The 26,293-nt window shown below is 68.7% G+C and carries 24 protein-coding genes; 11 read left to right on the plus strand and 13 right to left on the minus strand.

Going from position 1 to position 26,293, the window contains the following annotated elements:
• Positions 1-157: 157 nt before the first annotated feature.
• Positions 158-1,258, minus strand: a complete 1,101-nt coding sequence (locus ACWGIC_RS11230; RefSeq protein WP_037809317.1) for a LacI family DNA-binding transcriptional regulator — start codon at positions 1,256-1,258, stop codon at positions 158-160.
• Positions 1,259-1,436: 178 nt separating this feature from the next.
• Here ACWGIC_RS11230 and ACWGIC_RS11235 point away from each other — a divergent pair, with 178 nt between their 5' ends.
• From ACWGIC_RS11235 to ACWGIC_RS11245, 3 genes are read left to right on the plus strand one after another with little or no spacing between them, the layout of a single operon-like run.
• Positions 1,437-2,351 (plus strand): metal ABC transporter solute-binding protein, Zn/Mn family, encoded by a 915-nt coding sequence (locus ACWGIC_RS11235; RefSeq protein ID WP_452075759.1) that lies wholly within the window; start codon positions 1,437-1,439, stop codon positions 2,349-2,351.
• A complete protein-coding gene (locus tag ACWGIC_RS11240) occupies positions 2,351-3,187 on the plus strand; it encodes a metal ABC transporter ATP-binding protein (protein ID WP_452075760.1) in 837 nt (278 codons plus the stop codon). Before ACWGIC_RS11235 ends, ACWGIC_RS11240 begins: the two co-directional genes overlap by 1 nt.
• Positions 3,188-3,190: 3 nt before the next feature.
• Entirely contained in the window at positions 3,191-4,075 is an 885-nt protein-coding gene (locus tag ACWGIC_RS11245; protein WP_452075761.1) for a metal ABC transporter permease, read from the plus strand.
• Here the strand turns inward: ACWGIC_RS11245 and ACWGIC_RS11250 are convergent.
• Positions 4,072-4,752 carry an NAD(P)-dependent oxidoreductase gene (locus ACWGIC_RS11250; RefSeq protein WP_452075762.1) on the minus strand — a complete coding sequence of 227 codons (681 nt, stop codon included), beginning with the start codon at positions 4,750-4,752 and terminating at the stop codon, positions 4,072-4,074. The two genes, ACWGIC_RS11245 and ACWGIC_RS11250, sit on opposite strands and share 4 nt — an antisense overlap.
• 58 nt (positions 4,753-4,810) lie before the next feature.
• On the opposite strand from ACWGIC_RS11250, the gene ACWGIC_RS11255 reads away from it, so the two are divergent.
• On the plus strand, positions 4,811-5,215 hold the full coding sequence (locus tag ACWGIC_RS11255; RefSeq protein ID WP_452075763.1) for a winged helix-turn-helix transcriptional regulator: 405 nt from the start codon (positions 4,811-4,813) through the stop codon (positions 5,213-5,215).
• Here the strand turns inward: ACWGIC_RS11255 and ACWGIC_RS11260 are convergent.
• The 4 genes from ACWGIC_RS11260 to ACWGIC_RS11275 form a co-directional block, all read right to left on the minus strand.
• Complete coding sequence (locus ACWGIC_RS11260) at positions 5,169-6,485, minus strand: alginate O-acetyltransferase AlgX-related protein (RefSeq protein WP_452075764.1); 1,317 nt, start codon at positions 6,483-6,485, stop codon at positions 5,169-5,171. The two genes, ACWGIC_RS11255 and ACWGIC_RS11260, sit on opposite strands and share 47 nt — an antisense overlap.
• Positions 6,486-6,538: 53 nt before the next feature.
• On the minus strand, positions 6,539-7,762 hold the full coding sequence (locus ACWGIC_RS11265; protein ID WP_452075765.1) for a DUF445 domain-containing protein: 1,224 nt from the start codon (positions 7,760-7,762) through the stop codon (positions 6,539-6,541).
• A gap of 87 nt (positions 7,763-7,849) precedes the next feature.
• Positions 7,850-9,025 (minus strand): DUF445 domain-containing protein, encoded by a 1,176-nt coding sequence (locus tag ACWGIC_RS11270; RefSeq protein WP_452075863.1) that lies wholly within the window; start codon positions 9,023-9,025, stop codon positions 7,850-7,852.
• Positions 9,026-9,106: 81 nt separating this feature from the next.
• Entirely contained in the window at positions 9,107-10,336 is a 1,230-nt protein-coding gene (locus tag ACWGIC_RS11275; RefSeq protein ID WP_452075766.1) for a DUF445 family protein, read from the minus strand.
• 130 nt (positions 10,337-10,466) lie between these two features.
• Here ACWGIC_RS11275 and ACWGIC_RS11280 point away from each other — a divergent pair, with 130 nt between their 5' ends.
• Positions 10,467-12,173 carry a hypothetical protein gene (locus ACWGIC_RS11280; RefSeq protein ID WP_452075767.1) on the plus strand — a complete coding sequence of 569 codons (1,707 nt, stop codon included), beginning with the start codon at positions 10,467-10,469 and terminating at the stop codon, positions 12,171-12,173.
• Between the two features lie 382 nt (positions 12,174-12,555).
• On the opposite strand, the gene ACWGIC_RS11285 is transcribed toward ACWGIC_RS11280, so the two are convergent.
• The 4 genes from ACWGIC_RS11285 to ACWGIC_RS11300 all read right to left on the minus strand — a co-directional run bounded on the left by ACWGIC_RS11285 (position 12,556) and on the right by ACWGIC_RS11300 (position 16,813).
• On the minus strand, positions 12,556-13,995 hold the full coding sequence (locus tag ACWGIC_RS11285) for an FGGY-family carbohydrate kinase (RefSeq protein WP_452075768.1): 1,440 nt from the start codon (positions 13,993-13,995) through the stop codon (positions 12,556-12,558).
• Positions 13,992-15,323 (minus strand): MFS transporter, encoded by a 1,332-nt coding sequence (locus tag ACWGIC_RS11290; RefSeq protein WP_452075769.1) that lies wholly within the window; start codon positions 15,321-15,323, stop codon positions 13,992-13,994. Before ACWGIC_RS11290 ends, ACWGIC_RS11285 begins: the two co-directional genes overlap by 4 nt.
• A gap of 76 nt (positions 15,324-15,399) precedes the next feature.
• Entirely contained in the window at positions 15,400-16,194 is a 795-nt protein-coding gene (locus tag ACWGIC_RS11295; RefSeq protein ID WP_452075770.1) for a DeoR/GlpR family DNA-binding transcription regulator, read from the minus strand.
• 7 nt (positions 16,195-16,201) lie between these two features.
• On the minus strand, positions 16,202-16,813 hold the full coding sequence (locus ACWGIC_RS11300; protein ID WP_452075771.1) for a histidine phosphatase family protein: 612 nt from the start codon (positions 16,811-16,813) through the stop codon (positions 16,202-16,204).
• 126 nt (positions 16,814-16,939) lie between these two features.
• Here ACWGIC_RS11300 and ACWGIC_RS11305 point away from each other — a divergent pair, with 126 nt between their 5' ends.
• The 6 genes from ACWGIC_RS11305 to ACWGIC_RS11330 are packed head-to-tail and all read left to right on the plus strand — an operon-like array spanning position 16,940 to position 22,957.
• Positions 16,940-17,623, plus strand: coding sequence for an HAD family hydrolase (locus ACWGIC_RS11305; protein WP_452075772.1), 684 nt, complete (start codon positions 16,940-16,942; stop codon positions 17,621-17,623).
• A 3-nt stretch (positions 17,624-17,626) separates the two neighbouring features.
• The gene (locus tag ACWGIC_RS11310) at positions 17,627-19,312 is read left to right on the plus strand and encodes a dihydroxyacetone kinase family protein (RefSeq protein ID WP_452075773.1); all 1,686 of its coding nucleotides are present in this window, start codon (positions 17,627-17,629) and stop codon (positions 19,310-19,312) included.
• Positions 19,312-19,767, plus strand: a complete 456-nt coding sequence (locus tag ACWGIC_RS11315) for a ribose-5-phosphate isomerase (protein WP_377871126.1) — start codon at positions 19,312-19,314, stop codon at positions 19,765-19,767. The genes ACWGIC_RS11310 and ACWGIC_RS11315 overlap by 1 nt, the downstream gene beginning before the upstream one ends.
• A gap of 53 nt (positions 19,768-19,820) precedes the next feature.
• A complete protein-coding gene (locus tag ACWGIC_RS11320; protein WP_452075774.1) occupies positions 19,821-20,861 on the plus strand; it encodes a 2-hydroxyacid dehydrogenase in 1,041 nt (346 codons plus the stop codon).
• Positions 20,858-22,306 (plus strand): FGGY family carbohydrate kinase, encoded by a 1,449-nt coding sequence (locus tag ACWGIC_RS11325; protein ID WP_452075775.1) that lies wholly within the window; start codon positions 20,858-20,860, stop codon positions 22,304-22,306. The genes ACWGIC_RS11320 and ACWGIC_RS11325 overlap by 4 nt, the downstream gene beginning before the upstream one ends.
• Entirely contained in the window at positions 22,307-22,957 is a 651-nt protein-coding gene (locus tag ACWGIC_RS11330; protein ID WP_452075776.1) for a class II aldolase/adducin family protein, read from the plus strand.
• A gap of 5 nt (positions 22,958-22,962) precedes the next feature.
• Here the strand turns inward: ACWGIC_RS11330 and ACWGIC_RS11335 are convergent, their stop codons facing one another.
• The 3 genes from ACWGIC_RS11335 to ACWGIC_RS11345 form a co-directional block, all read right to left on the minus strand.
• Positions 22,963-23,328, minus strand: a complete 366-nt coding sequence (locus ACWGIC_RS11335) for a hypothetical protein (RefSeq protein ID WP_452075777.1) — start codon at positions 23,326-23,328, stop codon at positions 22,963-22,965.
• 388 nt (positions 23,329-23,716) lie between these two features.
• Entirely contained in the window at positions 23,717-25,150 is a 1,434-nt protein-coding gene (locus ACWGIC_RS11340) for an MBOAT family O-acyltransferase (RefSeq protein ID WP_452075778.1), read from the minus strand.
• 451 nt (positions 25,151-25,601) lie between these two features.
• Positions 25,602-26,276: a TetR/AcrR family transcriptional regulator gene (locus ACWGIC_RS11345; protein ID WP_452075779.1), complete on the minus strand. Its 675-nt coding sequence runs from the start codon at positions 26,274-26,276 to the stop codon at positions 25,602-25,604.
• Between the last annotated feature and the right edge of the window lie 17 nt (positions 26,277-26,293).

Genomic DNA, 26,293 nt, shown 5'->3' on the forward strand with positions numbered 1-26,293 from the left:
CCTTTCGGCCTGCGCTTCCCCGCGGGACACGGGCGGTTCTGTCCATGGAACCGGCACTCGGCCGCGCACACAATGCGGTGGGCGCGAAATCACGGCAAAGGCTGGGGTGGCTCGTGCGTGCTGAGCACGGTTCTCACCGCGGTAGCCACTCGCGACCTCAGCCGCCGAACCAGGGCTCCTCGACCGTCCGCGGCGGTGCCGACGTCCTCCCGACCCGCAGCTCGGTCGGCAAGGTGATCACCTTCGGCCCGACCCGCTCGGCCGAGCTGAGCAGCAGCCGCCCGGCCACCTTGCCCTTCTCCAGCACCGGCTGGTGCACCGTCGTGAGCCCGGAGCGCTCCGCCTCGGCGATGCCGTCGAAACCGGTCACCGTGAGGTCGAGCGGCACCCGCAGCCCCCGGCGCGCGGCCTCGGCCAGCGCACCGAGTGCGAGGATGTCCGAAGTGCACACCAGTGCGGTGACCTGCGGATACGCGTCCAGCAGCTGACGCGCGGCGGAGGCGCCGTCGTCCACCGTGTGGTCGAATCGCTCGACCACCGGCACGGTCGCCCAGTCGACTCCGGCCGAGGAGAACGCCGTCGCCAGCGCCTCCAGCCGGGTGCGCTGCACGTGGAAATGCGCGCCGCTCTGGCGTTCGGAGGTCACGAAATCGTCGTTGCGCTCGCGGCCGAGCCGCATGCAGAGGACGCCGATCTGCCGGTGGCCGAGCGCCACCAGATGGTCGGCGAGCTGGGTGACCGCGGCCGCGTCGTCCGGGCCGACGCGGTCCACGCCCTCGATGCGCGGCTGGTCGATGATCACCGTCGGCACGGGCCGCTCCAGGACGGCCGCGAGATGCGGGTCGTCGTCCGGCACGGAGTACACGACGAAACCGTCCACGCCCGCGCGGTGCACCGCGGCGAGGTCCTCGCGGCCGGGGCTGGCCGGCACCAGATGCAGGCCGACGCCCGCGTCCTCGCAGGCCAGCGCGAGACCTTCGAGCACGCCGACGGCGGCCGGGTCGCGGAAGGCGTAGGAGAGGTTCTCGGTGAGCAGCAGCCCGACCGCGCCCGCCTTCCGGGTGCGCAGCGAACGCGCGACCGGGTCGGGGCCGGGGTAGCCGAGCCGCCGCGCGGTCTCGAGCACCCTGCGGCGCAGTTCGGGGGACAGCTGATCCGGGCGGTTGTAGGCGTTGGACACGGTGGTCCTGGACACCCCGAGTTCCGCCGCGAGCGACGCCAATGTCGCCTGCCTCCGGGTGCGAATAGGACGGCCCATCCGCAAACCGTAACGGTTCAGATCGTTTTCCAGAAGCGACACCCCTGTGGTGAGCGTCTCGATCCGTTCGGTGATCACGAGGGGGCTCGGCCACCCGGTGGAGTGAGGCTCGCCGTTCGGATGGGGTAAAGTGAATCTGACAACGGTTTCCATTAGCAGTTCGACCCAGGAGTGCCCGATGACTTCCCGCCGCACCACGAGCGTTCTCGCCACCGCGTCGGCTCTGGCTGTGCTCGCGCTCAGCGCGTGCTCCAGCACGTCGTCCTCGACCGGTTCCGGGGCGGGAGGGGGCACGGGCGACCAGGTGAAGGTGGTCGCCTCCACCGATGTCTGGGGCAGTGTCGCGTCCGCCGTCGGCGGCGACAAAGTGCAGGTCAAGTCGATCATTCACGATCCGTCCGCCGACCCGCACTCATACGAGTCCACCGCCGACGACGCGCTCGCCGCGAAGAAGGCGCAGCTGACGCTGGCCAACGGCGGCGGGTACGACGAGTTTTTCACCAAGCTGTCGGCCGAGGCGGCTTCGGCGAAGAAACTGGTCGCCTACGACATCGCCGCGCCGGGCGAGGAGAACGAGCACGTCTGGTACGACCTGCCGGGCGTCGAGAAGGTCGCCGACCAGGTCGCGGCCGCGCTCGGTGAGATCCAGCCCGCGTCGAAGCAGACGTTCGACGACAACGCCAAGACCTTCAAGGGCCAGCTCGAAGGCCTGATCAAGAAGGCGGGCGCGCTGGGAACCGCGCACCCGGACACGAAGGTCGTCGTCACCGAACCGGTCGCGCACTACCTGCTGAAGACCGCGAAGATCGGCGACGCCACCCCGAAGGCCTTCTCCGACGCGATCGAGAACGAGACCGACGTGCCCGCCGCGGCGGCCTCCGAGTTCACCAAGCTGATCAAGGAGAAGCAGGTGAAGGCACTGGTCAACAACGTGCAGACGGTGACCCCGCTGACCAAGCAGGCAGTCGCCGACGCGAAGGCGTCCGGGGTCGCGGTGGTCGACGTATCCGAGACGCTCCCGGCGAACGTCACGGGCTACATTGACTGGATGACCAAGGATGTGGACGCGCTGTCGGGGGCTCTGAACAGCTGATGTCCGTCCAGCTTCCCGATGCCGGCCCCGCGGTCCGCGTGCGCGGGGCCGGGCTCGCCTTCGGCGACCGCACCCTCTGGTCCGGTTTGGACCTGGACGTCGAGCCGGGCGAGTTCCTGGCCGTCCTCGGCCCGAACGGTTCCGGCAAAAGCAGCTTCCTGAAGGCGCTGCTGGGCATGCAGTCGCTGTCGGCGGGCACGGTGGAAATCGCCGGCGGTCGCCCGGGCGGGGCGAACCGCAAGGTCGGCTACATCCCGCAGCAGCGCGCGATCGACGATTCGCTCACGCTGCGCGGCGTCGACCTGGTCGGCCTCGGCTTGGACGGCCACCGCTGGGGTCCGGGGCTGGCTGGGATGCGCGCGCGGAAACGACGGGTGGCGTCGGTGATCGAATCGGTCGGCGGCACGCGCTACGCGAAGCAGCCGGTCGGCAAGCTGTCCGGCGGCGAGCAGCAACGGCTGCGGGTCGCGCAGGCGCTGGTCGGCGACCCGACGGTGCTGTTGTGCGACGAACCGCTGCTGTCGCTGGACCTGGCGCACCAGCGCGCGGTGAGCGAACTGATCGACGCGCGACGGCGTGAAGCCGGGTCCGCGGTGCTGTTCGTGACGCACGAGATCAACCCGGTGCTGCAGTTCGTCGACCGCGTGCTGTACCTGGTGAACGGCCAGTTCCGGATCGGCAAGCCGGACGAGGTGATGACCTCGGAGACGCTGTCGGACCTGTACGGAACGAAGATCGAGGTGCTGCGCGTCGGCGGGCAGATCCACATCGCCGGTGCGCAAAGCGCGCTGTGCGAGGACGAACCGCATCACCACGAGCAGGAAGCAGTGGGCTGAGCCTTGGACGGCATGTTCGACTTCGCCAAGACGTGGGAGCTGATCGCGGAACTGGACAGCGTCCGGATCGCGTTGATCGCGGCCGCGGTGCTCGGCTTGCTGGCCGGGGTGCTCGGTCCGCTGATCGTGATGCGCCGGATGTCCTTCGCCGTGCACGGCACGTCAGAACTGGCGTTCACCGGCGCGGCCGGCGCGCTGCTGCTGGGCGTCGGGGTGGAATACGGCGCGCTGGCCGGCGCGGTGGCGGCGGCTCTGCTGCTGGGAATCCTCGGCATCCGCGACGCCGACCGGGATTCGGTCATCGGCGTGATCCTGTCCTTCGGGCTGGGCATGGGCGTACTGCTGCTGTCGTTCTACAAAGGACGGTCAGCGAACAAATTCGGCATCCTGACCGGCCAGATCATCACGGTGGACACCACGAACCTGACGGCACTGGTGATCTCGGCGGCGGCGGTCCTCGCGGTGCTGGCGATGATCTACCGCCCGCTGCTGTTCGCGAGCGTCGACCGCTCGGTGGCCGAGGCGCGCGGGGTGCCGGTCAAGACGCTGACGGTGCTGTTTTCCCTGCTGGTCGGGGTCGCGACGGCGTTGAGCGTGCAGGTGGTCGGGTCGCTGCTGGTGGTCGCATTGATGGTGACGCCCGCCGCGGCCGCTGCCCGCGTGACGGCCAGTCCGCTGCGTGCGACGGTGTTGTCGGTGGTGTTCGCGGAGGTCGCCGCGCTGGGCGGGATCGTCCTGTCGCTGGCCCCGGGGCTGCCGGTAAGCGCGTTCGTGACTTCGATTTCGTTCTTGATCTACCTGGTGTGCCGTGTGATCGCGTGGGTCCGCGACCGCCGGCGCGGGGTGCGGACCAGTCCGGTGGAGACGGCGGCGGTTCCGGTCGGTTAGCGGTACACGGTCACCTGCTGGCGAGACAACGTCGGCAGGTCGATCTGGTCGAGGACGGCCATCGCGAGATCCGCGTAGGACAACGGGATTGACGCTGCCTGGGCGTCGAGCACGTCTCCGGCGAGCCGGTACTCGCCGGTCGCCGGTGCTTCGAGCGACAGCCCGGGCGGCGGCGTGACGACGAGCCAGTCCACCGCTTGTTCCCGCCAGGAGGCCAGGCCCTTCATCCGGGCTTCGGCGAAGGGACGCAAGAAAGCGGGGAAGGTCGTGGGGTCCTCGAACACTCGGCCGCTGGCGGTGCGCAGAGTCGCGGCGAGACCGATTTCGATCACCCTGGATCCTCGCGCGACCCGAGCGAGGTTCTCGATCAGCCGCACGTAGTAGTCGGGATCGAAGTCTTCGAACGACTCAGGCGGGGCGGTAAACGGCGTCACCGCGTTCACCAACGCCGCGACTTCCCCAGGCAACACGGCCGCGACGCTGTCCGAGTCGGTCAGATCTCCCGCGACGACCGTGACGCCATCCCCCAGCGCGGCCAGTTTTTCGTGCCTGGCGGGGTCGCGGACCACTCCGAGCACGGGGCGTCGGCGACGCAGCGCCTCGGCGGCGATCGCGAGCCCGGCCCGGTCGCCCGCACCGAAAACCACGATCGGACTGTTTCGCTGTTCAGTGGCCACGGACGGGACGTTATCTTCGGAAAACTGGTTACTTCAACGAAACCGGAGGTCAGCGGACATGGCTGTCGACGCCCGGCGCGGCACCCGGATGGACCCGGCGTGCCCGATGGCCGCCTTCCCTTTCCAGGTCGGCGGGAAGTGGACCGGAATGGTCGTCGTCGCGTTGCTGGACGGGCCACTGCGCTTCGGCCGCCTCCGGCAAATCCTGGGTGCCAGCAGCGCCAAAGTCCTCGCTGAAACCCTGCGCGACATGACCCGCGACGGTCTGGTCACCCGCACCGACCACCAGGCCAATCCGCCCCACGTCACCTATGAGCTGACTGACCTCGGCCGTAGCCTCCTGCCGGTCATCGACGCCATGCGCGAGTGGAGCGACCAGCACTTAGCCGATCTCCTGGCGCACCGCCGCCTCTCCGCTACCGGATCGGATGCTGCGCAAGCGCGCTCTTCACCGCCGCGATGAACCCCTCGTCGGTAAACGGCACCAGCCCGCCGGAGACATTCCGCTCCACCGCCTGCAACACCACCACGTGCGAGTTCACGAACTGGTCCACCGCCTGCGACTGCGGCGTCTTGTCCGTCGAATACGCGAGGTAGGTCAGGTTCGTGAACGCCGCCTCCAGATACCGCGACGACGCGAGGCTGAACGAGTCGCCGTAGACCAGGGTCGGCTGGTCGATCGTTCCGACCATGGGCGGAGCCGAACGGTGCACCGGCTGGTCGATGCTGCCGACGAACTCGCCCGCGCGGTTGGTGACGCCGTCCGGGCGCAGGTCGTACCGGGTGTTCGATTTGACGCCGGTCTGGCCGAGCAGCAGCGGCAGGTCCGCGACCGCGTCGTACTGGCCGTCCGGGGCGCTCAGCCAGTTGGTCGTGGTGCCCGGCTTGATCTTTTCGGCGAGTGCGCGGGTGAGCACGAGGCCGCCTTCGTCGCGCCAGTGCGTGTCGTTGGGGGCGTAGATCGGGTGCCCGACCCGGGCCGCTTCGGCGGCGAGTTGCGGGCGCAGGTCGAGCGAGTGGCCTTCGGTGGTGATCTTGTACCAGTCGTTCGGCGAGGCGGCCTGCGAACATTCCTTGCCCGGGTAGCTAGCGGGCAGGTACTGCGGCACCATCGTCGTCTTGTCCGGCGTCACCACGAACACGAACTTCCGGCCGGACGCCTCGACCGCCGAGCGCAGTTCCTCGACCCGCTTCATCGTGGTGTCGATGTCCTGGGTCGGCGTGCACTTCGCTTCGGAGTCGTAGCCGTAGTACAGCCAGCCTTCGGATCCCTGGACCACCTTGCGGTATCCGGCTTGGCTGGAACCCGGTCCGCTCGGCAGCGTGGGGCCCGTGTTCGGTGCGCCCGGCTGCTGCAGCGGCGGTGCCGGGATCGGGCCGGTGTTCGACGCCGAACCCTGGTCGAGCGGGGCGGTTTCGCCGAAGACGCCCTCGCTGATCCCGTTCGCCGCGTTGATCGCGCCCGCCCGGAACGACAGCTGATCGGTCGCCCATTTGGGCAGGTTGGTGAAGAACCCGAACCCTTCGGCGAGGCTGGGGAATCCGGCGAGCTTGTGGTTTTCGATCTCGCTCGGGCGGACCCCGACGACCCACAGCATCGTGGGTGTCACGAAGAACAACAGCGCGCTGACCAGTGCGGTCAGCTGCCGTTTGCCGTGCCGCGGGCGATGCAGCGCGTGCTCGCGGGGCAGATAGGCCTCGTGGACTGCGGGCAGCTGCGGTGGCTCGGACACGCTCATGAGATTAGTCAGTTCGAGTGAGCCCGGCGCGAACAACCGCCGAAAAGTCAGCCGAGCATGAGGAGGACTTGCAGTTCGCCGACGATGAACCCGATCACGCCGCCGACGGCGATCAGCTTCCATTCGTCCTGCCGGAACGCCGGCCGGAGCAAGCCTTCGAACTCCAGCGGCGTCAGCGCGAGCATCCGCTGCTCCACCATCTTCGCCACGTCCATCGCCTCGGTCAGGTACCCCTCGGCGTAGCGCGCGGTCAGCGGCATCTCGGCCAGCGCCCGCTGTGCCGCGGCGTGCTTCATCTCCTGCAGCCGCTGCGCCCCGACGGTGAGCGCGACCACCGGTTTCGCGGCGCTGACCTGCGCGTCCACCGCGTGCCCGACGGCGCGTTCGACCATCGCCACGAGCCGGTCCGACTTCGGGCCGCGCAGCAGGGCGTCGAGCAGATTCGGGACGGTCAGCACCTCGTTGGCGACCAGTTCGCCGTACTGCCGGGCCACTTCGGCGCGCCGCCGCTGGAACTTGCCCTGCAGGATGACCCGGCCCAGCCGGACCGGTTCGCGCGGCAGGAAGATCATCTTGATCGCCAGCCAGTCGGTGAACAGCCCGATCGCACCGCCGAAGATCGGCAGCACGAGCGGTTGCCGGGTCAGCGCCCACACCAGCGCCTGGACCAGGCCGAGCACGAAGCCGAATACGATGCCGGCGCGCGCGATGAACGTCATCTCCGGCCGGGACGTTTCGCGGATCAGCCGCACCAGCAGCGCCCGGTCGCGGGTGAGCTGTTCGACCGTCATGTGCCGGACGTCGAGCACCTCGTCCAGGTTGTCGCGGACCTCGTCCAGGAATTCCCGCACCAGCTGCGGCGTGCTGGCCTGCACCTGTTTGATCAGCAGTTCCTGGGCGAGCGTCGGCATGACCTCCCACAGCCGAGGATGATGCTGTTCGAGCACGTCGCGGGCGATCCCGTCGACCGCGCGCAGCAGCGGCTGTTCGAGTTCGCGGGTGATGATCACCGGGTCGACGCGGGCGAAGACCTCTTTGATGTCGAGCAGGTTCGCGGTGAGCAGTTCGGTAGCGATCGCGGCCATCCGGCCGCCGTGCTTCGGCACCACGCCCTGCCAGCCGAGGAAGGGGCGGATGCCGATGAATTCGAGCGGGCGGAACATCATTTCGATCGCGACGCGCTTGGTGACGTAGCCGATCAGCGCGGCGACGAACGGCATCGAGACGTACACCGGCCAGTGCCGCGCGAGATCGTCCAGCACCGCGTCCACCCGGGTCTCCCTCCCCCGTTTCGGAAGGAAACCGTATCGCGCGATCACTCCGCGTCTTTCCCGCCACCACCTTCAACGGCGGCGCGATCACCCCAGGAGCAGCAACGCCTGCAGTTCGCCGACCAGCCCGCCGATCACCGCGCCGACCGCGATCAGCTTCCATTCGTCCTGCCGGAACGCCGGCCGCAGCAGCTGCTCGAATTCGAGCGGGCTGAGCCGGCGCATCCGGTCCACGATCGTGTTGCGGACGTCGAGCGCGTTCACCGCGTACGTCTCCGCGTGCCGGATGGTGTCCGGCACGCGCTCAGCGGCTTTCGCGGCGGCGACCTGCTTCATTTCCTGGAACCGTTTCGTGCCCACCGCGATCGCGACGAACGGCTTCACGACGCTCGCCTGCGCGTCGATCGTCTTCTGCACCTCGCGGCTGATCAGGGAGAACAGCCGGTCGGATTTCGGCCCGCGCAGCACGCCTTCCAGCAGATTCGGCACGGTGATGATCTCGCGCGCGATCATGTCGCCGTAGTCGGCGGCCACCTCGTCGCGGCGCTTCTGGAACACGCCCTGCCAGGTGTAAAAGCCGAAGAACCGTTTCGGCTCACGCGGCAGGAAGATCATTTTGAGCGCGAGCCAGTCGGTCAGCCAGCCGATCCCGAGCCCGAACAGCGGCAGCACGATCGGCGACCTCGTCAGTGTCCAGACCAGCAGCTGCACGCAGCCGAGAATGAACCCGAACCAGATGCCCGACCGGGCGATGAACCGCATTTCCGGCCGCGAGATGTCGCGGATCAGCCGGTTCAGCAAAGCCTTGTCGCGCACCAGGTTCGTGACGACCATGTGCTTGAGGTCGAGCACGTCCTCGATGTTCTGGGAAATCTCGCGCATGATCTTCGTGATCGCCCGCGGCGCCTCCGCCTGCACGCGTTTCAGCAGCAGTTGCTGCGCACCGGACGGCAGCATTTCCCACAGCCTCGGCTGATAGGTCTCCATCACCTCGCGGGTGACGTCCTCGACCACGCGCAGCAGCGGCTGTTCGATCTCCTTCGCGACCTGCTCCGGGTCGAGCCGGGCGAAGATCTCCTTCGGATCGACGAGGTTCGTGGTGAGCATTTCGGTCGCGGTGGTCGCCATCCGCTCGGCGTTCGCGGGCAGCACGCCCTGCCAGCCGAGGAAGGGGCGGAGGCCGACGAATTCGAGCGGCCGGAACATCATCTCGATGGCGACGCGCTTGGTGACGTAGCCGATCAGCGCCGCGATGAACGGCATGGAGACGTACACCGGCCAGTGCTCGGCGAAAGTGTGCACGCGCGTCCCCTCCGTGTCGCTCACGGAACGGTAACCCGCGCGTCAGTGGAGTAAGAGCAGCACCTGCAGTTCGCCGACGAGTCCGCCGATGACCGCGCCCACGGCGATCAGCTTCCACTCGTCCTGTTTGAACGCCGGACGGAGAATCCCCTCGAACTCCAGCGGCGTCAGCTGCTGCATCTTGTCGACGATGGTGTTGCGGACGTCGAGCGCGTCGGTCGCGTAACTCTCGACGTGCTTCACGGTTTCCGGCAGATACGCGATGGCTTTCTCCGCGGCGGCCTGCTTCATCTGCTGGTACTCGCGCCCGCCGACAGCCAGCGCGACCAGCGGCTTCGCCAGACCGGCCTGCGCGTCGACGGTCCGCTGAACCTCCCGCGTGACAAGCGCGAACAGCTTGTCCGCCCGCGGCCCGGTCAGCACGGCCTCCAGCACATTCCCCGCGGTGAGGACTTCCTCCGCGATCAATGCACCGTAGTCCGCGGCGACCTGCGCGCGGCGTTTCTGGAACATGCCCTGCCAGGTGAAGAACAGGAACCGGCGCGGCTGACGCGGGTAGAAGATCATTTTGAGCGCGAGCCAGTCCGTGACGAAGCCCGTGACGAAACCGAAGATCGGCATGATCACCGGTTGTTTCGTGAGCGCCCACGCGATGAGCTGGACGAGCCCGATCACGAAGCCGAAGCCGATCCCGCTGCGCGCGATGAAGCGGAACTCGGGCGCGGCGACCTCGCGGATCAGCCGGCAGGTGAGCGATTTGTCCCGGACCATCGCGTTGATCAGCATGTCGTTGACGTCGAGCACTTCGTCCACGTTCGACGACACTTCCCGCATCAGCCGTTTGACGACCGCGGGAGCCTGCGCGCGGACGCGGTCCACGAGCAGTTGCTGGGCGCGGGCGGGCAGCATTTCCCACAGCCGCGGCTGGTAGGTCTCGAAGACTTCGCGGGTGACCTCGTCGACCGCTTTCAGCAGTGGTTCTTCCAGTTGCGCGACCATTTCCTCGGGGTCGAGCCGGGCGAAGACCTCGCGCGGGTCGAGGAGGTTCTTGGTCAGCAGGTCGACCGCGGTGGTGGCCATTCGCCGGGAGTTGGCCGGGATGACGCCCTGCCAGCCGAGGAAGGGCCGGATGCCGCGGAATTCGAGCGGCCGGAACATCATTTCGATGGCGACGCGTTTGGTCAGGTAGCCGATGAGCGCCGCGATGAACGGCATGGTCGCGTACACGTGCCAGTGCGCGGCCAGGTCGGCGGCGATGGCGGAAAAGTCCATGCGTCTGCCCCGTTCGCCCGCGCGGTACGTCGAGGAGACAGGATGCCATGCGTGACGTCGGGTTTCGCGCTTCGTAATACAGCCGTTTGGCGGTACGTGCCGCGGGTGCCCCGCTCACTAAGGTAGCCCGATGGTCGCGCCCGAAAAGCCGCAGCACCCCGCCTTTGCTGTTACCCGGAAGGGATACGACCCCCACCAGGTCGACGCCCGCCTCGCCCAGCTGACCAGCGAACTCAGGACGACCTCCCACGGCCGCGACGAGGCGGTGGCCACGGCTGGCGAACTCACGAAGGCTCTGACGACAGCCCAGACAGAGCTGTCCGAGGCGAAGGCCGCGCTGGTCCGCGTCACCTCGAGCCCGGCAGGCGCCGGCGCGATTTCCGAGCGCGTGCGGATGATGGTGCAGCTGGCCGAGGAGGAAATCGCCGACCTGCGCCGCTCCGCGGAAGCGGACGCGACCTCAACGCGCGCCGAAGCGGACCGCTACGCACACGAAACCCAACGGGCAGCGGACAAAGCGGCCAAAGAAGCGGAAGCGGAACGCCAGCGGTTGCTCGCGGAGACCAACGCTGAGTTGGCTGCGCGCTCGGAGGCTCTCGACGCCCGGATCGCGGCCGCGGAGAAGGACTTGGCTGCGCGACAGGCAGATCTGGAGTCCCGGATCGCCGCGGCCGAAGCGGACATCGCGACTCGGACTGCTGCCGCGGACGAGGAGATCGCGACCCGCCTGGCGGACTTGGAAGCCCGGCTCAAAGCGGGCAACGAAGACATCGCCACGCGCACGGCTGCCGCCGACGAGGACATCGCCACCCGTACTGCGGCGGCTCTTTCGGAGATCGCGACCCGCCTGGCAACGGCTGACGAAGACATCGCCACGCGCACCACCGCGGCCAACGAGGACATCGCGACCCGTACTGCGGCGGCTAATGAGGACATCGCCACTCGCACGGCTGCAGCCGACGCGGAGATCGCCTCTCGCGCCGAAGCCGCCGACCGGGCCCGAGCCGAAGCCGACCAAGCTGCCGCGACCGCCCGAGCCGAGGCAGACCAGGCTGCCCTGACCGCCCGCACCCAGGCCGACGAAGCCGCCGCCGAAGCCCGAGCCAAGGCAGACGCCGAATCCCAGCACGCCCGCCTGGCCGCAGACGCCGAAGCCCGCCGCATCCGCGACGAGAAGGACGCCGAAGCCCTCCGCGTCCGCACCGAAGCCGACGAAGCCGCCGCCCAAGCCCGAGCCGAGGCAGACGCCGCGGCCGAAGCCGCCCGCCTGGCCGCCGACGAAGAATCAGCCCGAGTCCGAGCCGAAACCGACGCCGCCGCGGAAGCAGCGGCCGCCAAAGCCCGCGACGAGGCCGACCGTCGAGCGTCGGAAGAAATCGCCATCAAGAAGGCCCAAGCGGAAACCGCCCTCGCCGACGCTCTCCAAAAACAAACCGAAGCCACCGAATCGCGCACCCTCGCGCTGGACTTGCGAACCAAGGTCGCCGACCGGATCGCCGCCACGAACGAGGCGGTCCAGGAGGCGTTGCGGTTCCTCGGTACCCAGGAAGAGGAAGTCGCCGCTTCTCCCGCCGCTGCTTCTCCCGCTGCCGTGCCTTCGCCGACCGACGCACCTCCGCAGGCTTCGGCTGCCTCGCAGACGGAAGCGCCTTCTCCGACTGGCTCGTCCGCACCTGCCTTGCCGCAACCGACCCCGCGCCCGACTGCGTCCGCGGCTTCGGACCCGCAGCCACCCGCAGACGCGCAGCAACCCGCGAAGTCCGCCGAACAACCGACACCGCGCACTGGCAACGGCAACGGCCGCCGCCCCGGACGTCCCCGCGCGGGCCGCTCGTAACCGCCTCACCTCGGACGGCTTCTCTTTGCCGGGCCAGCTTGCTTTGATCTCGTAAGCCTCGCGACTCGCCCGGTTCACTTAGCTGGCTCTGGTTCCGCTGCTTCGTGCCCGTTTAGCCCGCCCTGGTCGAACGAGCTTGCCTTGGTCTCGCAAGCCTCGCGGCTCGTCCAGTTCGCCTAGCTCGCCCTGGTTCCGCAGCCTCATGCCCGCCTAGCTCGCCCTGGCCGCACAAGCTTGGCGGTCCGCCCTGGCCACGAAAGCCCTCGTGCCGCGCCCAGATCACCTTGGCGCGGCAAGCATCGCGACTCACCTACCCCGCCCAGCTTGGCTAGCTCCTCAACCGCCGCCGACTAGCGGCACAACATCAAATCCCCGCCCCACCTCACCCCGCCGCCACCGCGAACAACTCATCGTCAATCCAGCCACGATCCCGCAACTCCCGGCAAAACCGCCGATACGAAGCCAACATCGCCGCCGACTCACCAGGCTGTGGCTCAACAAGCGATCCCGTCGGCATCCCCTTGCACACCGCACTCAACCCGCCCGGCGTACACCCCGCCGCCGCAAGAAGCGCCGCGCCGTATCCCGTTTCCGCCTGCGGGGCCACCTGCAATCCGAGCCCGCTCACCGTAGCCCGGATCTGAGTCCACAAAGGACTCTTACTGCCGCCGCCCGCCGCGAGGAGCGGTTCGCGGACCGGGACCCCCAATCGCCGCAGATGGTCCAACGCGAGTCGTTCCAGGAAGGCGACTCCTTCTAGTCGCGCCCGATGCAGCTCGACCTCGTCGGCTGGGCTGCCGAGGAGAAAACCTTCCGCGTCGCCGCGTGCGAAGGGGAACCGTTCTCCCTTGCGCCGTAACGGGAAAGCCACCACCTCAGCCGGGCCGCGGGCAGCGGCGGCGGCATCCAGCTCGGCCAGCCGCGGACTGTCCGAAACGGATTCGCCGCCGGTATTCGACGCGCCGCCGGGCAGCCACCAGCCGTCTGGATGCCGGTGGCTGTACATGACGCCAGCAGGATCCGGCACCAGCGACTCCGTGACCCCCTTCAGGACGTACGTGGTCCCGAGAATCCCCACGAACCGCCCTGGTTCGACCGCACCCGCGGCCAGTTGTCCCGCACATCCGTCCGTCATGCCCGCCACCACGAGACATCCGGCAGGCAATCCGGCAGACGGCACCGGAATCTCGCCGAGCACGCTCGTCGGCGCGACTACCGGCGGCAGCATCCCTTCCGGCACACCTAAACCAGCGAACACCTCGGACGGCCATTCTTCAGCCAACGGGTCGTAGCCGCTTTTGAGCGCGTGCGACCAATCCGCCGCGACCGGATGTCCGGTCAGTTTCGCCGCGATCATTTCCGGCGTGTGCCGGACGGCGACCGCCTCGGTGTGCTCGGCCAGCCAGGCGATCCGGCCGAGCGCGGCCGTCGGCGAGACGCCCGAACCCAGTTTCCGCCACCGTCCGGCACCGAGTTCCGCGGCTTTCGCGTTGTAACCCGCGCCGCGCCGGTCGTCGTACATCAACGCGGGCGTCACCGGTTCGCCCGCGGCGTCGACTCCGACGATCGTTCCGGACGTCGCCGCGATCGCCACCGCCGAGACTTCCGCGCCGCGTCCGGGCAGCGCGGCAGTGACCTCGCTCAGCACCGAACCGACCGCGGGCCACCACGCCGACGGATCCTGTTCGCTGTGGCCACCGCCCGCGCGCACCGGCGCCGGCAACGACGCCGATGCGGTGGCGAGGACCGATCCGTCGCGCACCGCGAAGGCGCGAACCCCCGCGGTGGCGACGTCGATGCCGACCGAGACCTGCTCGTTCACGCCGTGCTGACCCTCTCTTCGACATCTTGCAGGCTGCCGTCGTTCGCGAGTGCTTTCTCGGTTGCCTCAGGCAGCTTCAGGAAGCGCACCAGCACCGCGGCCACCAGGTACAGCGCGGCGAAGATGATGACCACTCCGGCGGCACCGGCCGGCCCGAGGAACAACGACACGATCGCCGGCCCGACGAAGGCCGCCGCGCCCGCGCCGAGGTTCAGCAGAGCCATCGCGCCACCCTTGTGCTCCGGAGCCAGCGACGGCAGCAGCGCGGAGATGGGCACGAACCCGGCGAGCGTCGCGCCGTAGAGCGCGCCGACGATCAGCGCGAGCCAGTAATACTGTTCGCCCATCGCGACCGGCACGAAGTACAGCAGCAGGATCGAGATCGCGCAGCCGATCGCGCCGAACCAGAAGATCGTGGTGCGCCAGCCGATCCGATCGCTCAGTACGCCGAAGATCAGGTTGAAGAAGATGTTCGTCCCGTAGATCACCGACACGAGCAGCAGCCAGCGGCTCTCCCCGAACCCGATCTGGGAGATGAAGATCGTCGGGAAGAACACCAGCATGCCGAATTCGGGAGCGGTGTTGATGATCCGCACGATCATGCCGATGCCGACCCTCGGCTTCTTCCACGCGATCGAGACGCTGGAAACCAGGCTCTGCACCGGTTTCACCTCGGGCGGCGCGAGCCTGCGGTAACCCGTGCGCTGCCGGACGCCGAGCACCGCCACGAGTCCGCCGACGCCGAGCAGCACGACCGCGACCCACAACGTGCCGTAGTGGCCGAACAGCGGATTGGTGAAGCTCGCGACGAGCGCGCCGAGCGTGGGAAGACCGCCGGTGAAGGCGAAGTAGAACCAGCCGACCGCCGCGCCGAGCCGGGCGACCGGAGCCACCGCGGTGATCCACACCAGGAAACCGAACGCGAACATCGGATAGCCGAATCCGCGGATGCCGTAGCAGATCAGCATCGCCGCGTAGTTCCCGCTGGCGAGGCCGAGTGTCAGGAACAGCGCGTCGAACACGAGCCAGATGACCAGCCCGATGATCATCACCCGGCGCGGTCCCCACAGTTCGGACAGCGCGCCCGAGAGCCACGACGCCAGCATTACGGCGACGCCGTACACGGTGATCACGTACGACGCCTTGATTTCCGTGCCCGCGCCGTTGTCCGCCATGTACGGCGCGATGAAGCCGGACTCCACCCCGTCGCCGATCATGAACAGGAGCAGCCCGACATAGCCGAGGAACAGGGGCGCGGGCAGCCCCCATTTCGTAAGCAAGCGCCCGAAGCCCGACTTGGGCAACTCCGCTGTTGCCGACTCGTTCATACACGCCTCCATGACGTCGAGATCGAACGTATCATGGACCGTGTGAACTTCGCACGCAAGAGTGTTATTAAGTCGATCAGTTGTCGGGATCTTCGGCGACCTGCACTTCGACCCGGCTGCGCAGCTCGTCGACGTAGTGCGGGTCCGCTCCCTCGTCCACGATCAGCAGGTCGTAGTCGTCCAGCGGCGCGAGCCGGTGCAGTGCCGTGCGTTTCATCTTGCTGTGGTCCATCAGCAGCACCTTGTGCCGCGCGCTGGCCAGCATCGCCCGTTTGATCATCACGATCTCGGGCTCCTGGTGGAAGCTCATCGACGTGCTCATCGCCGAGGTGGACACGAACGCGATGTCCACCGAGAGCCGCTCTATCGACTCGATGCTCTGCATGCCGAGGAACGAGTCGTGAGTGGGCGAGTAGTCCCCGCCGATGCAGATCAGCCGCAGTTCGTGCACGTTCTTGAGCACGTCGATCGCGGCGAGGTAGTTCGTGGCCACGGTCAGCGGCGTCACGTCGACCAGGAGCCTGGCCAGCGCGAGCGCGCTCGTGGAATCGTCGAGCAGCACCGACATGCCCGGCTCGACCTGCTCCACCGCGTGCATCGCGATCACGCGCTTGGCGTCGACGTGCGCGTTCATCCGGTACTCGGCGTTGCTCTCGAACACTGTCGACGGCATCGCCGAGACGCCGCCGCGGTACTTCCGGACCAGGCCGCGCCGGGACAGCTCGTCGATGTCCCGGTGCACCGTCATCATGCTGACGCCGAGCAGGTCGACCAGCTCGCCGATGGTCGCCGAACCCTGCCGGAACACGTGCTCGGTCAGCTTCTGCTGACGGTTCTCTCGGGGATGGGCGGCAGGCTTTTCGCTCGACATGCCGTGATTATCGCGGTTCCACTGGGAGGTTGAAGCGCACCAGGGCAGTTCGGTCACCGCTCACCTCCAGTTCGGTGACGGCGGCGTTGTCCAGGCGCGGAAACACGCTGCGATAGCGGGACAGCGGGATGCCGAGCAGCTGGCAGAGCGTGAGCCGCAGCAGCGTGTTGTGGGCGACGACCAATGCGGTTCCGCTGGTCGCGGCGGCGATGGCCCGGATCGCGCGAGCCCCGCGCTCGGCCGCTTCGGCTGGATCGTCGGCACCGGGGAACGCGCCGGCGATCGGATCGGCGAGGAAGCGTTCGACCGCGCCGGGATCGGTTTCGCGCACCTCGTCGCGAGTACGGCCCTCGGCGATTCCGAAATAGGTTTCCCGCAGGTCGGTGACGATTTCCGGGACCAGCCCAAGGGCTTCGGCCGCCGGTTCGATCGTGCGCCGGGCGCGTCGTTGCGGGGAGCAGAACAGCCCGTCCGGTTTCACCCGGCGGGCGTACGCGGCCAGCGCGTCCGCCTGGCGGATCCCCTCCTCGGTCAGCGCCACCTCGCTGGTGCCCGCGTACCGGTTCTCCGCGTGCCATTCGGTCTGCCCGTGCCTGGCCAGCAGCAGCCGTGCGCTCACTCGCGCCCTCCTTGGGTGCCCTGTCGGGTGCCATGTCGTGTGAACACCCTTGCGAACTTCTCAATCTCGCTGTTAACTTAACATTGCTCGTGTGAAACGGGCTCGCTCTCTGAAGGGATCTGGTGGATGACGCTCGACGCGGTGGTGTTCGACCTCGACGGTGTCCTGGTGGAAAGTGAACACCTCTGGGAGGAGAACTGGGTCGCTTTCGCCGCTCGCCACCAGGTCGAGTGGACGGCGGAGGACACGGCCTCGGTGCAAGGCATGAGCGCGCCCGAATGGGCTGGCTATCTCGCCCGGCGGTGCGGGGTGCCGGACCAGGCGGACGAGGTGGAACGCGCGGTGGTCGACGGCATGATCGCCTCGATCGACGCGGGCGAGGCCCCGTTGCTTCCCGGTGCCGGTGCGATGGTGCGCGAGGTCAGCGAGCGGGTCCCGGTCGCGCTCGCGTCGTCGGCCGCCCGCCGGGTGATCGACGCGGTGCTCGAAAAACACCAGCTCACCGGCGAGTTCACCGCGACGGTGTCCAGCGCCGAGGTCGCGCGGGGCAAGCCGAACCCGGACGTGTACCTGGAGGCGGCGGCCCGGCTCGGCAAAACGGGCAGCGAATGCCTCGGGGTCGAGGACTCCAGCAACGGCATCCGGGCGGCGGCCGCGGCCGGGCTCACCGTGATCGCGCTGCCCAACCCGACGTACCCGCCGAAGCCGGACGCGCTGGAGCTGGCCAGCGCGGTGGCCGAAAGCAACGACGACGTCCGACTGAAGCTCCTGGCCTATCTGGCCGGCGAGCCGGTGGCTGCGAAGGACTGAACCATGACGACCTTGGGTTCCCCGGACACGTTCAAGCGGCAGTGGCTGGACGGGTTCGTCACCGCGTACGGCCGCACGGTCCAGAAGGTGCCGGACGCCTACGGCGTCGTCCGCCGCGAGGCTCCGGCGAGCCCGAAGGTCGCGGTCGTGATCGGCGGCGGTTGCGGGCACTACCCGGCGTTCGCCGGTCTCGTCGGCCCTGGCCTGGCGGACGGCGCGGTCGTCGGCGATGTGTTCACGAGCCCGAGCGCCGAGCAGGTCTACCGCACGGCGCGGGCGGCGGACAACGGCGCTGGCGTCCTTTTCGGTTTCGGCAATTACCAAGGCGATGTGCTCCACTTCGGACTCGCGGCCCGCAGGCTGGCGGCGGAGGGCATCCCGAGCCGCACCATCCTGGTCACCGACGACATCGCGAGCGGTCCGGCGACGGAACCGGAGCGGCGGCGCGGCGTGGCGGGCGACTTCCTGGTCTTCAAGATCGCGGGTGCGGCGGCGGAGCGCGGGTACAGCCTGGACGCGGTCCACGAGGTCGCGGCGAAGGCGAATGCTCGCACGCGGACGTTCGGCGTGGCGTTCGGCGGCTGCACGCTGCCTGGCGCGGACGCGCCCCTGTTCACTGTCGCGGACCAGGAAATGGAGCTGGGCCTCGGAATTCACGGCGAACCGGGCGTGCGCACGGTCGGCCGGTTGTCCGCGGCGGAGCTGGCGGACGAACTGGTCGACGGCCTCCTGCCGGAGCTGCCCGACGGCGACGGCCGGGTGGTCGTGCTGGTGAACGGGCTCGGCCGCACCAAATACGAGGAAATGTTCGTCACCTACACCCGGGTGCACGAACGGCTTGCCCAGGCCGGGCTCAGCCCAGTGCATTCCGAGGTCGGGGAGTTCGTCACGTCGCTCGACATGGCCGGGGTTTCGCTGTCGATCCTGGTGCTGGACGACGAATTGGCCGAGCTGTACGCCGCGCCGTGCGACACCCCCGGTTACCGCACCAGCGGCGCCCAGCTGACCACGGTCGACCTTGAGTCCACTGTGGACGAACTGCTGACCGAGGAGGAACCGGGGACCAGCGTGGTCGACCGGGTTCTCACCGCGGCTTTGCGCAGTATCGAAGAGAACGAGGCCGAGCTGGGCAGGCTCGACGCGGTGGCCGCGGACGGAGACCACGGGCTTGGCATGACCCGCGGGATGCGCGCTGCCGTCGCCGCCGCGCGGCGTGAGCCGGACACGGTTTCCGGTGCGCTGCTGGCTGCCGGCACCGCGTTCGCCGACGCGGCTGGCGGGGCGTCCGGCGCGTTGTACGGGGTGCTGCTGGCGGAAACCGGCGCTGGCCTGAGCGGGACTGCCGTCGAGGACATCACCACGGCGATGCTCGCCGACGCGGTCGACGGTGCGGTTCGTGCGTTCTGCGAGCTGGGCAAGGCCGAACTGGGCGACAAGACAATGCTCGACGCGATCGAGCCGTTCCGGGCCACGCTGCGGGAGCAGGTGGGCTCGGAGGTAGTGCAGGCATGGCGGAAAGCCGCCGGGGCCGCGGCCGTCGCCGCGCAGGAGACCGCGCACTTGCGTCCGGCGAAGGGGCGTGCGGCGCGGCTCGCGCAACGGAGCGAGGGCCATTCGGATCCAGGTGCGGTGTCGTTCTCGCTGCTGGTCACGGCTGTCGGCGAGGAGCTGGAAAGGAGCGCGGACTGATGCGCATCGTGGTGGCGGCGGACAACGCCGGGGTCGAACTGAAGAATCAGCTGCGCGATCTGCTGCGGGCCGACGAACGGGTCGCCGAGGTGACCGACCTCGGCGTGCCCGACGCGGCGGACGACCGGGCGTACCCGTTGCTGGGGCTGGCCGCGGCGGAAGCGATCGCCCGCGGCGAAGCGGACCGCGGCGTCCTTGTCTGCGGCACCGGCATCGGCATGGCGATCTCGGCGAACAAGGTTCCCGGCGTGCGGGCGACGGTCGCGCACGATTCGTACTCCGCCGAGCGGTCGATCAAATCGAACGACTGCCAGGTGATCACCTTCGGAGCGCGCGCGATCGGCCCTGAGGTGGCGAAGAAGATCGTGGCCGAATGGGTCGGGTACCGCTTCGACCCGGCGTCGGCCAGCGCGACCAAGGTCGCGCACATCACCGAATACGAGAACGCCCACTGACCAAGACGCCCGTCGTGGCGCACAATCGGCACAGAGCGAGTGAGGGAGCAGAGTTGCACATTCTCGCTGCGGGAGACCACTTCGTCAGCCCCGGCCTGCTGGCCGGAGCCGTCCGCGCGGAACTCGGCGGCGACCACGAGGTCGCCGAGCTGACGCTGCCGTGGCCGGTCGAGCCGTTCGGGCCGGTCGGCAACGTGCTGGAGGCCAGCGGTACCGAAGACCAGGTGATCGAGGCACTCGCCGGTGCCGAGGCCGTCGTCACGCAGATGGCCCCGTTCACCAAGAAGGTCTTCGCCGCCGCTCCGGCGCTCAAGCTCGTGTCGGTATGCCGGGGCGGGCCGGTGAACGTCGACCTCGCCGCCGCCACCGAGGCCGGGGTCGCTGTCACCTACGCGCCGGGACGCAACGCGGGCGCGGCGGCCGAGTTCGCGGTCGGCATGATCCTGGCCGCGATGCGGCGGATCTCGACGTCCTCGGCCGAACTGCTCGCCGGCGCCTGGCGCGGCGACTACTACGCCTACGACCAGGCCGGACTGGAGCTGGGCGGCACCACGGTCGGACTCGTCGGGTACGGCGCGATCGGGTCCCGGGTGACCAAGGTGCTCGTCGCGTTCGGTGCGAACGTCCTGGTGGCCGACCCCTATGCCGACCGGGCCGCGGTAGCGGCTGACGGCGCCCAGCTCGTCGAGCTTGACGACCTGCTCCGGCAAAGCCGGGTCGTGAGCTTGCACGCGCGGCTCACCGAGGAAACCCGGCACCTCATCGACGCGAGCAAACTCGACCTCCTGCCGGAGGGCGCGGTCCTCGTGAACACCGCTCGCGGCGGCCTGCTCGACTACGCGCCGTTGCCCGATGCCCTGCGCTCCGGCCGGCTAGGTGCGCTCGCTCTCGACGTTTACGACGTCGAACCGCCGCCGGCGGACTGGGCGCTGCGCGACGCCCCGAACGTGGTCGCGACCCCGCATCTCGCCGGTGCCAGCAAGCAGACGGCTGAACGCGCGGCCGCGATCGTCGCCGCGGAAGTCGGCCGCTACGCCCGCGGCGAGCAGCTCGCCAACCTCGCGAATCCTGAGGTGCTGGAGCGACGGCCGTGATAGTCGGGGTCGACATCGGGACGTCGCTCACCAAGGCCGTGGTGTTCGACGAAGACGGCAGTTCCATCGCGAGCGCGTGCACCCCGTCCGAGGTGCACCACCTCCCGGGCGGCCGGGTCGAGCAGGATCTCGACCAGGTCGTCGGCACGGTCGCGACGGTCGTGCGCGAGGTCGCGGCCGCGCTGCCCGAGCCGGTTTCCGCGTTGGCGTTGACCGGACAGGGCGACGGGCTCTGGCTCCGGGACGAGGCGGGCACCGCGGTGCACCCGGCCATCTCGTGGCTGGACGGCCGGGCGAACACCGTGCTCGCGAAATGGCAGGCCGACGGCGTGACCGCGGAAGTCTTCCGCCGCACCGGTTCCGGCATGTTCCCCGGCTGCACCGCGGCCATCATGTCCTATTTGGACACTCATCGGCCCGAGGTGCTCGACCGCGCCGCGGTGGCCGGATATTGCGTGGACGCGGTATTGCAGCGGCTCACCGGCGAGATCACGGTCGACGTTTCGGACGCGTCGCTGCCGTTCCTGAACCCGGCCACCCGCAGCTACGACGACGGCGCGATCGAGGCCTGCGGGCTGGGGCATCGCCGGTCCCTGCTCGCGAAACCAGCCCCGGCGAAGTCGGTGTTCCGGCTCGACCGGCGCGGTGCCGAACTGCTCGGACTGCCCGCGGGACTGCCGGTCACCGCAGGGCCTTTCGACCTGCCCGCCAGTGCGATCGGTGCTGGCGTGCGGAAACCGGGCGACGGCATTCTCACCGCCGGGACCACCCTCGCCTGCCAGGTGCTCACCTCCGATCCCGTTTTCGATCCCGACGCGGAACCGGCGGGCATGTTCCTGTGCACGCCCGACGAACACGAGTACCTGCACGCGATGCCAGCGATGGTCGGCACGGCAGGCATCGATTGGGCCTGCGAGTTGCTGGGCATCAGCGTCGAGGAGATCGATCCGCTGCTGGCCAGCAGCAAGCCCGGCGCTCGCGGGGTGCGCGCGCTGCCGTTCCTCTCGGTGTCCGGCGAACGCGCGCCGTTCGTCGACGCCGGAGCGCGGGCACAGTTCTCCGGGCTGAGCCTGGAAACCGGCCGGGCCGACCTGGTCCGGGCACTCTGCGAGTCGATCGCTTACGCCGCACGGCATTGCTTTGAAGCAGCCGGTCTGTCCGGCCAGCTCTACGCCTGTGGCGGCGGAGTCCGCTCGCCCGAATGGCTGCAGATTTTCGCCGATGTACTCGGCCGTCCGGTCGTGATCCCGAGCGACCCCGGCGTCGGAGCCCGCGGTGCCGTGCTCACCGCCGCGGCCGCACTGGGGACGCCGTACGATCGGGATCGCTGGGCCGCGAACTCGCGAACGGTCGAGGTCCGGTCCGAGAATGTGGCTGACTACGAGCGCGGTTACGCCGACTACCAGACTTCCTTGTCTGCCGCGCGCGGACTGTGGAGGCTGTGAATGATCCTGGAGAACGAGCGCGCCGCAGTGTGCGAGTACGCCCGCCGCCTGACCGCGGACGGCTTGGTCGTCGGCACGTCAGGCAACGTGTCGGCACGGGCGGGCGACCTGGTCGCCGTAACCCCGACCGGCGTCGACTACGCCGCCCTCACGCCCGCCGACATCCCTGTGGTTGACCTGGACGGCAAGCTCGCGGACGGTGCCCTGAAGCCGACGAGCGAACTCCCGATGCACCTGGCCGTGTACACCCGGGCTAAGGACCCAGAGTCCGCCCCGGTGAACGCGGTCGTGCACACACATTCCGTGCACGCCACCGCAGTGTCCACTTTGGTCACCGAAGTCCCGCCGATCCACTACATGCTCGCGGCGATCGGCCCCACGGCCCGAGTAGCCCCGTACGCGACCTACGGCACCACCGAACTCGCCGACGCCATGCTGCAAGCCTTGGACGCCCGCCGAGGCTGTCTCTTGGCGAACCACGGCACGATCACCTTCGGCGACTCGCTGTCGAGTGCGTACAGCCGCGCGCAGCAATTGGAATGGGTCTGCCAGGTGTGGCTGCTGGCTCGCTCCGCCGGTACCCCGGGTCTGTTGCCGCCAGCGGAAATCGAGCACGTCGTGGAGAAACTGAAGGGATACGGTCAACGCTGAATCCCTTACGGCAGCGGGACAAGCGCCCCCATGCCTTCCCGCGCGAACTGCGTCGCCAGGCGCTGCGGCAGCGGATTCGGGTACAAAATAATCGACGCGAACGGTGACGGCGTGAACCCGGCCCCGCCGTTGCTCTGCAGATGCACACTGACGTGCACGTTGCGGTCAGCGGGAATCTCGAACGAAACGGCGCCCCAGGAGACGACGTACTGCCGACCGTCGATCCCCGCGAACGGGACGTACGCGCCCGGGCGGAAAATGTGCGGGGAAATGTCGATCGTGAGCAACCGTCGAGGCCCGTCATGCGGGTCGACGTACGGAATCACATTCGGGGTCGAAGCCAGCTCAGGCGGCTCGGTCGGGTCGGTCATCGTTCCGGGCCTCCCGTCAGGGCGATGAGCGAAGCTTACCCTCGACGGGTCGGCCGTCGGGTCTCGAAGACCGGAGAGTCGCTCGCATCCGGGCGATGCGGCGCAAGATCCGTTCGCGGTTCTTCGCGGCCTTCAGCCAGGCGGGAAGCGTGGCGAGCATGGTCATGCGGGGTTGCTGTTGCTGCTCCCGAAGCCGAGCGGCGACATAGGCAGGCAGCGGCGTGCCTGGTACGACGACGACTTTCGCGCAGTGCTCACAACGAGAGCAACGAACCAGCGCGTCATCGTCGGTGAACCCCACGCCCACAGCTGCTGGTCACGAAACCGCTCCCCGCCGTCGCGGCTGGCCGCCAACCCCATCCGTCAACCAGAATAAACAGTTCCGCGATCAGAACTGGTAGTACAGGAACGGGCTGAAAGTCCCGGTAGCCACCAAGATCGCCGCGTAAATCAGCCCCACCGTCATGACCCCGATCCGCAGTGCGGTCGCTCCGCGGCTTCGGGACGATTCCAGCAGCGGGCCGGTCACCGGATGCGCCGGGAGGATGAACACGATCAGCGCCAGCAGCAGGATCACCATCCGCTGGTTCGTCAGCGCGCTCTCCACGACGTCGCCCAAACCGCCGAAGTCCGGGATCAGCATGTGGCCGATCATCGACAGCGCGTGGCCGAGGTCGGCTGCCCGGAAGAAGACCCAGCCGAACACCACGAGGATCAGCGTGAGCAGCCGACGGGCGATGCGGGCTGCCGGGCTGGCCGGGGCGTCGCCGAGGTTGAAGCGGCGTTCGATGACCAAGAGCGCGCCGTGGTAGCAGCCCCAGATCAGGAACGTCCATTGCGCTCCGTGCCAGAAACCCGTCAGCACGAACACGATCGACAGGTTCCGGTACGTCTTTCCGGCGCCTGAACGGTTGCCGCCCAGCGGGATGTAGACGTAGTCGCGGAACCAGCGCGACAGGGACATGTGCCAGCGGCGCCAGAACTCCGTGATCGTCACCGACGAATACGGGCGGGCAAAGTTCTCCGGCAGCCGGAAACCGAGCATGCGGCCGAGGCCGATCGCCATGTCCGAGTAGCCGGAGAAGTCGAAGAACAACTGCAGGGTGTAGCCGATCGCGCCGAGCCAGGCCGTCGTGAACGTCATCTGGTTCGCCGGGGTCGAGAAGCAGGCTTCGACCATCGGGCTGAGCGAGTCGGCGATGATCGACTTCTTGCACAGGCCGAGCGCGAACCTCGGAAAGCCCGCCGCGATGTCGTCCAGCCGGTGCGAACGCCGCTGCGGAAGCTGGTCGGCGATCTCCCGGTACCGCACGATGGGACCCGCCACCAGCTGCGGGAACATCGCGATGTACGCGGCGAACGACACCGGGTTGCGCAGCGCGTGCCGCTCGCCGCGGTAGATGTCCACCACGTACGAGATGTGGTGGAAGGTGTAGAAGGAAATGCCGATCGGCACCACGATGTTCGCGACGCCCAGGTCCCCGCCGAACCAGTGCGCGACGGCGGCGATCTGCTGCGTCGCGAAACCGGCGTACTTCCAGATGACGAGCACGAGGACGTCGAGCGTGATGACGCCGATCAGGATCCGCTTCCGGCGCGTGCCGCGAACGTCCCACGGACTGGGTTCCAGCGCCGGTCCGGCCAGGAAGTTCACCGCCATGCAGAGCAGCAGCAGGAACAGGTACGGGCCGGCCCCGATCGTGTAGAACAGCAGGCTCGCGACCGCGACGATGCCGTTGCGCCAGCTGCGCGGGCACGCCAGGACCGCGATCAGCACCGCGGGCATGAAGTACCACAAGAACAGCGGCGAAACGAACGACATCGGTGACGGACCCCCTCGGTTCCGGAGGAGACCTTAGCCCGAGCGGGTGTCTCCGCGGGGCGATGCCCGACGGATCACAGCACGAATCACCGAGGGTGACGGATTTGGGTGGATTCCGCCCCTCACGGTGGTGGAGGTGAAGGGCGGGGTTCCTGTGGGTGCCAGCGATGTCGGAGCTGTGGGCTGGGGCTGAGGCGCTGGGGGGAGAGGACGAGGACGCCAGCGGGCTGGGGTGGCGGCGAGGAGGGCGAGGTCCGGCGGGCCGGGATGGCGAGAGCTGGGGCGGCCCGGCGCGACCGAGAAACCCGGCAGGCCGGGACAGCGGAGGGCGGAGTTGCGGCGGCGCGGCCGAGGAATCCCGGCGGGTTGGGGTGGCGGAGGACAAGAGCTGCGGCAACGCAATGCCGGTCAGACGGCAGGGGCGAAGACGGCAGAGTTGAGGACGCAGAGGTCAGGAATCAGCGATCCGATCCAGCCATTCCCCCATCAACGCCTTCTCCGCCGCACTCAACCCCGACACCTGCGGCAACACCGCACGCAAAGCCGTAGCCGCCGCAGCGGGCCCCGGCGTGCGGGACACCGGCCGGTCCGTGCTGATCGCGGCGATGACCGCTTCCCGGGCCGCGATCGACACCGCCAGGTCCCGGGAATCCGGCGGAGTACCGAGCAGGCTCAGCGTCGCCCCGGATCCCGCGGCGTGCACCAAAGCCGCAGCGAGGGGTTCCGGCACCCGGAGACGTCCGGCCTCGGCGACGCGGCTGATTCGCGTCGCGAGGATCTCCAGGGACTTCTCCAACGCCGCGGAACGGCCGGGCCGGGTGGTCATCAGCTGGTACAGCGCGGGGTTGGCCAAGCCGAAGTCCACGTGCTGGTCCCAGCCCCGCCGCAGGTCCTCCAGCGGGTCGTCGGCCGGGGGCTGGGCGGTTTTCGCCTCCAGGTAATCGGCGTAGCCCTGCACGGTGATGGCGTCGAGCAGGCCGTCCTTGTCTCCGAACAGTCGATAAATCGTCGGAGGCTGGACGCCTGCCTCGGCGCTCACCGCACGGGTCGACACCGCGTCCGGGCCGCCGCTGGTCAGCAGGTCCAGTGCGGCCGTGATGATGCGGGCGCGGGCGTCGTCGGGCATGTTATCGACGATAACAG

It is taken from the genome of Amycolatopsis sp. NPDC054798 (genome assembly GCF_053611505.1).

What these genes read in the sequence shown, in the direction of transcription:
- ACWGIC_RS11255 (WP_452075763.1), top strand. Translation starts at nt 4,811, where the DNA reads ATGGCTGTCGACGCCCGGCGCGGCACCCGGATGGACCCGGCGTGCCCG.
- ACWGIC_RS11345 (WP_452075779.1), bottom strand. Translation starts at nt 26,276, where the DNA reads ATGCCCGACGACGCCCGCGCCCGCATCATCACGGCCGCACTGGACCTG.
- ACWGIC_RS11305 (WP_452075772.1), top strand. Translation starts at nt 16,940, where the DNA reads ATGACGCTCGACGCGGTGGTGTTCGACCTCGACGGTGTCCTGGTGGAA.
- ACWGIC_RS11230 (WP_037809317.1), bottom strand. Translation starts at nt 1,258, where the DNA reads ATGGGCCGTCCTATTCGCACCCGGAGGCAGGCGACATTGGCGTCGCTC.
- ACWGIC_RS11315 (WP_377871126.1), top strand. Translation starts at nt 19,312, where the DNA reads ATGCGCATCGTGGTGGCGGCGGACAACGCCGGGGTCGAACTGAAGAAT.
- ACWGIC_RS11335 (WP_452075777.1), bottom strand. Translation starts at nt 23,328, where the DNA reads ATGACCGACCCGACCGAGCCGCCTGAGCTGGCTTCGACCCCGAATGTG.
- ACWGIC_RS11295 (WP_452075770.1), bottom strand. Translation starts at nt 16,194, where the DNA reads ATGTCGAGCGAAAAGCCTGCCGCCCATCCCCGAGAGAACCGTCAGCAG.
- ACWGIC_RS11340 (WP_452075778.1), bottom strand. Translation starts at nt 25,150, where the DNA reads ATGTCGTTCGTTTCGCCGCTGTTCTTGTGGTACTTCATGCCCGCGGTG.
- ACWGIC_RS11330 (WP_452075776.1), top strand. Translation starts at nt 22,307, where the DNA reads ATGATCCTGGAGAACGAGCGCGCCGCAGTGTGCGAGTACGCCCGCCGC.
- ACWGIC_RS11270 (WP_452075863.1), bottom strand. Translation starts at nt 9,025, where the DNA reads ATGCCGTTCATCGCGGCGCTGATCGGCTACGTCACCAAGCGCGTCGCC.
- ACWGIC_RS11310 (WP_452075773.1), top strand. Translation starts at nt 17,627, where the DNA reads ATGACGACCTTGGGTTCCCCGGACACGTTCAAGCGGCAGTGGCTGGAC.
- ACWGIC_RS11235 (WP_452075759.1), top strand. Translation starts at nt 1,437, where the DNA reads ATGACTTCCCGCCGCACCACGAGCGTTCTCGCCACCGCGTCGGCTCTG.
- ACWGIC_RS11275 (WP_452075766.1), bottom strand. Translation starts at nt 10,336, where the DNA reads ATGGACTTTTCCGCCATCGCCGCCGACCTGGCCGCGCACTGGCACGTG.
- ACWGIC_RS11290 (WP_452075769.1), bottom strand. Translation starts at nt 15,323, where the DNA reads ATGAACGAGTCGGCAACAGCGGAGTTGCCCAAGTCGGGCTTCGGGCGC.
- ACWGIC_RS11240 (WP_452075760.1), top strand. Translation starts at nt 2,351, where the DNA reads ATGTCCGTCCAGCTTCCCGATGCCGGCCCCGCGGTCCGCGTGCGCGGG.
- ACWGIC_RS11280 (WP_452075767.1), top strand. Translation starts at nt 10,467, where the DNA reads ATGGTCGCGCCCGAAAAGCCGCAGCACCCCGCCTTTGCTGTTACCCGG.